Below are 6,121 nucleotides of genomic sequence, written 5' to 3' on the forward strand. Positions count from 1 at the left end.
CCGGGGTGCCGCCCGGACGGCCGGGCGGCACTCCCCCTCGATCGGCGGACCGGCCGTCACGGGCCCTGACGCATCGTCACCGACGGTGTGTCAGGGCCTTTCGCCGTCCAGTTCGAACCAGACCACCTTGCCCAGTGCCCGCGTGCTCACCCCCCAGGAGTCCGCCAGGCTCCGTACCAGGATCAGTCCCCGTCCGTGCGTGTCGTCGTCGGCGTCCGGCACGTACGACAGGGGCAGTTCGGACACGAAGTCCCGCACCTCCACCCGCAGTTTCGCGGGGGCCACGCTCGCCGTGACGACCGCCCCGTGTCCGGTGTGGATCAGTGCGTTGGTCACCAGCTCGCTCAGCAGCAGTTCCGCCACCTCGGCCGACTCGCCCGGCCACCGGTAGCGCAGGAACTCCCGTAACGCGCCGCGCACTTCGCCCACGGCCGCCAGATCGGCGCGGGCCACCCTGCGACACAGCCGGACCGGCTGCGGCCCCTGCGTCCCCGGCCCGCGCAAGGCCTCGTCCTCCATGGAATCGGTGTCTCCCTGATGTTTCATCATGTCCCCCGCCCACACAGTGGATCGCCCCCTGGTCGTCGTTCCGGTCCCTCGTCCCGTCCGTCCGCTTCCCCGTTTCCGGATGGTCGTCGAACTCCCGCGGAAGACGTTCACGGGATGCATGCCCCACCGACGGGCCGCCACTCTTGTCGATTCATCAATAAGTGAACAGCGGTGGGAAACACGCCCGAGGCCCGCAGGACATACGGAAGTCACCTGTACGCCCATCGGGTTAACTTCCAAAAAATTCACATCGGTCGGCGTTGACGGGACCGCATCTACGCGCGTCATCATGGTGGTCATGCGAATCCCCCCACGGATCACCACGCTCGGTGGCGCAGCCGCCGTCCTGTCCGCTCTCCTGATCGGCGGCCCGGTCACCGCGACCGCGTCCGCCGCCACCGACTCGGTCGGCAGCATCTGCTACTCGGATCTGCCCTCCCAGGCCCACGACACCCTCGATCTGATCGATGCGGGCGGCCCGTTCCCCTACTCCCAGGACGGCACCGTCTTCCAGAACCGTGAAGGCGTCCTGCCCAGCCACAGCACCGGCTACTACCACGAGTACACGGTCATCACCCCCGGCTCCCCGACCCGTGGTGCACGACGCATCGTCACGGGCGAACGGGCGCAGGAGGACTACTACACCAGCGACCACTACGCCACCTTCGACCTGATCGACCCGGGCTGCTGAGACCCGGCCCCTCGGACCGGTCCGCGCCGTGGTCCCCCACCTGCGGCGCGGATCGAGGACCCGGCACCGCGGCCGGCGTCCGCCGCCCGGTCCACGCTTGTACGCTCCCTCCCATGACCGTGACCTATGTGATCGACGGCTCCCGGGTCACCGGCCTGGAACGCTTCTGGGAAGTGATCGGCGAGGCCGTGAACGGCCCCGGCGGGTACTTCGGCCGCAACCTCGACGCCCTCGCGGACTGTCTGGGCGGCGGGATGGGCACTCCGGACGACGGCGACTTCGTCTTCGAGTGGCGCGACCACGCGCTCTCCGCGCGGGCCCTGGGCCACGAGGAGACGGCCCGTCAGTTGCGACGGAGCCTGGAGCGGGCGCATCCCACCAACCGGCCGGCGATGCGGGAGCGGCTCGACGAGGCCCTGGCCGGACGGGGGCCGACGCTCTTCGACCTGATCGTGGAGATCCTGGCGGACGACGCGACGCCCGGCACGCTGCGGCTGTCGTGAACCCCCGGGCCGTGTCCAGCGGACACGGCCCGGGGGACGGCACCGGCCGACCGAGCGGAACACCACTCGGCCGGCCGATACCATGGGGGTCTTGAGGATCAGAACTCGGTGGTGACCTTCACTCCGTCGAACGCCTCGGTGCCGAAGAGGCTGATGTAGTGGTAGCCGGGGGCCGGGTTGTTGATGGTCAGGGTGTGCTCGTTGCCCGCCCCGACCGACTTGTCGGTGTTGACCTTGGTGGTCGCCCACTCCTTGTCGCTGTAGTAGAGGTCGGCGTCGCCCGTGCCACCGGTCGAGGTGATCTTCAGCTGGGCGGTGCCGTTCGGGATGAGGACGGCCAGGTAGGAGTAGTCGTCCTTGACGGCCTTCAGGTTGCTGCGCGAGCAGTTCTTGCCAAGCATCTGGACGTGCTCGTCCTTGCACTCGGTGATCTCACCGGGCGGGGTGGTGGAGCCGCCGCCGCAGGCACCGGCCGCGCAGGCCTCCAGCCAGGTGTTCCATTCGGCGTCGTAGCGGCTGCCGATGGTCGACTTGAGCAGGGTGCGGGCGGCGTCCCAGTCGCCCTTGCGGTAGAGGCCGAGCAGGGTGTCGACGTCACCGCGGTGCGACTCGAGCATGTAACGGACGGCCAGGTAGCCCCAGTTGTAGACGCGGGTCTGGTCGGCGTTCTCGTAGGTGGTGTCGAACAGGGTGCTCAGGGGGTAGGTGCGGTTCGCGGCCTGGGCGATGGCGGCGTCGTAGTTGAGCTTGCGGTAGGAGTAGGAGACGTACTCCGCGAAGCCCTCGACCCACCAGACGGTCGGCGTGGTCATGCCGGCGGCGAAGTCGCCGTACATGTTGTAGCGGCCGTCGAGGTAGTGCGTGTACTCGTGGTTGAGGTTCCAGATCTGGAAGTCCGGACGGGCCCACTCGGCCTCGTAGGCGATGAAGCGGGGCTGGTTGCCCTCGACCTTGGGGTCGCCCTCCAGGTACATGCCACCGTTGTTGGTGTCGATACCGAAGATCACACCGGCGTAGGTCTGGTAGTCGGCGCTGGAGTCGAAGGCGACGACCTCGATGGTCTTGTTGTTGTCATCGGCGACCGCGCCGTTGTCCCGGGCCACCTCGTGGAAGTAGGCGTCCTGGTTGATCAGGCTGGTACAGCTGGCCTCGAGCTCCTCGGCCTTCATGTCCTGCGCCCGGATGGTGATGCTGTCGCTGCAGGTGTGCTTCACCGGCAGGACGGCCTTCTCGAGACGCTCCGCGAGGTTGCAGGCGTCGTACTTCGAGCAGTTCTCCTTGTCGTAGGCGTCGACCATCTTCGCCAGGTTGATCCAGAGCGCGGCGGTGGGGCCGTCGATGGAGCTCTTCTTCATCAGGTCGAGCACCAGCGGGCTCGCCTTGTCGCGCAGCGAGTCCTCCTTGAGGAACCGGCCGAGCTCGAGACCCGCGTTGGCGGCCAGGAAGGAGTTCTCGGTGCCCAGCAGGTCGATGTGGTTCGCGGCGAAGTCGCGCAGCGAGGTCAGGACGCTCGGGTCGGCCTCGATGGCGGTGATGAACTCCGGCACCTGGTGCCCGCGGAACATCACCGTGTACACGCTGTTCACGGCGTTCCGCATGTGCCACAGGTCGTTGTACGACTCGTCGTAGGCGGCCAGCATCTTCTTGACGATGTTCAGGTACCGGGCGTTCTGCTCGGCGCTGTCGATCAGGATGATCGCCTCGGACAGGCTCTCGCCGTTCTCGTCGGTGACGTCGAAGGCGTGCGAGGAGCCGAAGAAGCCGTCGAGCGCGCCCTGGATGGCCGTCACCAGACGCGGCCCGTACTCCCCGACGGTTTCGGGGTCGTAGTACTGGACGTAGTAGCCGGCCCGGAGGAAGAGGATCATCTGCGGCATGCCGGTGCTGGCGTCACCCGGGTAGGCGGCCGAAGCGTCACGCATCGCGTTGGCGATGGTGACCATCTGGTCCTCGCGGAAGGCGTTGTAGCCGTCCTGGCCCTGGAGCTTGAAGAGCGTGTTGATGCAGTCGGTGGTGGCCGCCTTGACCTTCTCGACCAGGGCACTGCCGGTGTTGTTGGTGAAATCGGTGACGTTGCACTCGGCAGCGGCAGTGCCGAGCTTCTTGGCTCCGCGCTTCTGGGCCTTCATGGAAGGCGCCTTGTGGCTCGGGGCCGCGGCCTTCTGGTCGTCGTAGTCCCGCTTGAGCGCGTCCTTGGACGCGGACAGCGGAGGCTGGTCGCCGGCCTCGAGCTTCTGGCGCTGGACGTGACCGGCATCGGCGGCGGGGGCCGTGAGCGACTCGGCGGTGGGGCCACCGGAGTCCTCGGTCGGGGCTTCCGCCTTCTTCTGGGCGATGGCCGAGGAGAAGGTGGAACTCACGGTCGATACGGCGGAACGCTGCTCGACGGCCTGGCTCGGTGCCGTGAACAGGCCCACGCCCAGGCAAGCTGCCAGGACCGCGGTGGGCAATACGGTTATTTTTGAACGAACCCTCGGGTTCCTCACGTGCCGCCTCCATGTGGAGTGATGACCGCGCACCGAGGCGCGGCTGTGGGGGAATGCAAGGGACCGGCGCCGGACAGGGTCTGAACTGCACTCATGTGTGACATGAGCACGGCTTCCGTTCCCTTGCGGGCTGTACAATGGCACATGTCACATGTTCTTTGGAACCCCTCCCGCACACATTCATTTGCGCGACAACTTCTCGTCGCGGCGCGGGGCGTGGCACGCGGCCCGAAAAAACCGGCCGCCATCACTGGTTTTGACCATCGCGTGACCGCACCACCGCGTTCCCGGAGAGCCGGAATCCCGGCTCCGCCCCCGGTCCCTCAGAGCCCCGAGGAGCAACGCCCGTGTCCCGTTCCCCCGCCACGTCCCGCACCGGCAGCCACGATCTGCCGGTGTCCCCCGCCCTGGACGCCTTCATGGGCACCGGGTGGGCCGAGTCCCCGCTGCCGACGGACCTCCGCGTCCCCTCCATCGACGCCACCCCCGCCCGCCGCGCCCGGCTGGCCGCCCGCTTCCCCGGCGAGCGCCTGATCATCCCGGCGGGCGCGCTCGCGGTCCGCTCCAACGACACCGACCACCGCTTCCGGCCCCACACCGGCTACGCCTGGCTCACCGGCCTCACCGGCGAGGACCAGGCCGGCCACGTCCTCGTCCTGGAGCCCGACGGCGACGAGCGGCACGAGGCGGTGCTGTACCTGCGCCCCCGGTCCCCGCGCAGCGGCCACGAGTTCTACCGCGACCGCAGGTACGGGGAGTTCTGGGTCGGCCGCAGGCCCGACCTGGAGGAGGCGGCCCGGATCACCGGCATCCGCTGCGCGGACCTGGACGCCTGGGAGAAGCTGCTCACCGGCCCGCAGCCCCCGGTGCGGGTGCTGGGCGGTGTGGACCCGTCCGTCGACGAACTGCTGCGCTCCCGTCGCGTCCTGCACTCGACGCGCCCGCTGCCCGCCGGTCTCGAAGCGGTGCTCAGCGAGCTGCGGCTCGTCAAGGACCCCTGGGAGACCGAGCAGTTGCAGCACGCCGTGGACGCGACGGTGACGGGGTTCGAGGACGTGGTGCGGAGCCTGCCGCAGGCGCTGCGGCATCCGCGCGGGGAACGCTGGATCGAGGGCGTCTTCGATCTGCGGGCCCGGCTGGAGGGGAACGGGCCGGGCTACTCCACGATCGCCGCCGCCGGGGCGCACGCCTGCGTCCTGCACTGGATCCGCAACGACGGTCCGCTGGAGCGCGACCGGCTGCTGCTGCTGGACGCGGGCGTGGAGACCGACACCCTCTACACCGCCGACATCACCCGCACCCTGCCGCTGTCCGGCCGGTTCTCCCCCGTGCAGCGCAGCGTGTACGAACTGGTGCTGGCCGCGCAGGAGGCGGGCATCGCCGCCCTGCGCCCGGGGGCCCGCTTCCGCGACTTCCACCTGGCGGCCATGCGGGTCATCGCCGAGGGGCTGCACGAGTGGGGCGTACTGCCGGTGTCCGCCGAGGAGGCGCTGCACCCGGACAACGGCCTCTACCGCCGGTACACGCTCTGCAGCAGCGGCCACATGCTCGGCATGGACCTGCACGACTGCGCGCAGGCGCGTGCCCACACGTACCTGGACGGGCGCCTGGAGGCCGGTCAGGTGCTGACCGTGGAGCCGGGGCTGTACCTGCAGCCCGACGACGAGACGCTGCCCCGGGCGCTGCGCGGCATCGGGGTGCGGATCGAGGACGACCTCGTGATCACGGACGACGGCGCCCGGCTCATGTCGTCGGCGCTGCCGCGGACCGCCGACGGGATCGAGGAGTGGATGGGCACCCTGCTGGAGAGCTGATCACGACGGCCCCGTCGGCGGGGCGCCCCCCCCGGGGGGGGGCCCCCGGGGGCGGGGGCGGGCGCACGCAACCGCGCG

General features: G+C 69.4%; 5 protein-coding genes. 3 read left to right on the top strand and 2 right to left on the bottom strand.

All coding sequences use genetic code 11. The annotated features are described in order from the left end of the window. Positions 1-90 precede the first annotated feature (90 nt). Positions 91-453 carry an ATP-binding protein gene (locus ABZZ04_RS32965; protein WP_356935908.1) on the bottom strand — a complete coding sequence of 121 codons (363 nt, stop codon included), beginning with the start codon at positions 451-453 and terminating at the stop codon, positions 91-93. Between the two features lie 394 nt (positions 454-847). Between ABZZ04_RS32965 and ABZZ04_RS32970 the strand changes: the two genes are divergently transcribed. Together ABZZ04_RS32970 and ABZZ04_RS32975 are read left to right on the top strand one after the other, a co-directional pair. Further along, on the top strand, positions 848-1,240 hold the full coding sequence (locus ABZZ04_RS32970) for a ribonuclease (protein ID WP_356935902.1): 393 nt from the start codon (positions 848-850) through the stop codon (positions 1,238-1,240). A 113-nt stretch (positions 1,241-1,353) separates the two neighbouring features. After that, a complete protein-coding gene (locus ABZZ04_RS32975; protein ID WP_356935903.1) occupies positions 1,354-1,743 on the top strand; it encodes a barstar family protein in 390 nt (129 codons plus the stop codon). Positions 1,744-1,841: 98 nt separating this feature from the next. Here the strand turns inward: ABZZ04_RS32975 and ABZZ04_RS32980 are convergent, their stop codons facing one another. Continuing rightward, positions 1,842-4,193, bottom strand: coding sequence for a M9 family metallopeptidase (locus tag ABZZ04_RS32980; RefSeq protein WP_356935904.1), 2,352 nt, complete (start codon positions 4,191-4,193; stop codon positions 1,842-1,844). A 383-nt stretch (positions 4,194-4,576) separates the two neighbouring features. Here ABZZ04_RS32980 and ABZZ04_RS32985 point away from each other — a divergent pair, with 383 nt between their 5' ends. Further along, the gene (locus ABZZ04_RS32985) at positions 4,577-6,043 is read left to right on the top strand and encodes an aminopeptidase P family protein (protein ID WP_356935905.1); all 1,467 of its coding nucleotides are present in this window, start codon (positions 4,577-4,579) and stop codon (positions 6,041-6,043) included. The last annotated feature ends 78 nt before the right edge of the window (positions 6,044-6,121 follow it).

It is taken from the genome of Streptomyces sp. NPDC006435 (assembly GCF_040612315.1).
Classification (GTDB): Bacteria; Actinomycetota; Actinomycetes; order Streptomycetales; family Streptomycetaceae; genus Streptomyces.

Bases quoted from the DNA above. Each gene is read 5' to 3' on its own strand.
- ABZZ04_RS32970 (WP_356935902.1), top strand. From the start codon at position 848: ATGCGAATCCCCCCACGGATCACCACGCTCGGTGGCGCAGCCGCCGTC.
- ABZZ04_RS32975 (WP_356935903.1), top strand. From the start codon at position 1,354: ATGACCGTGACCTATGTGATCGACGGCTCCCGGGTCACCGGCCTGGAA.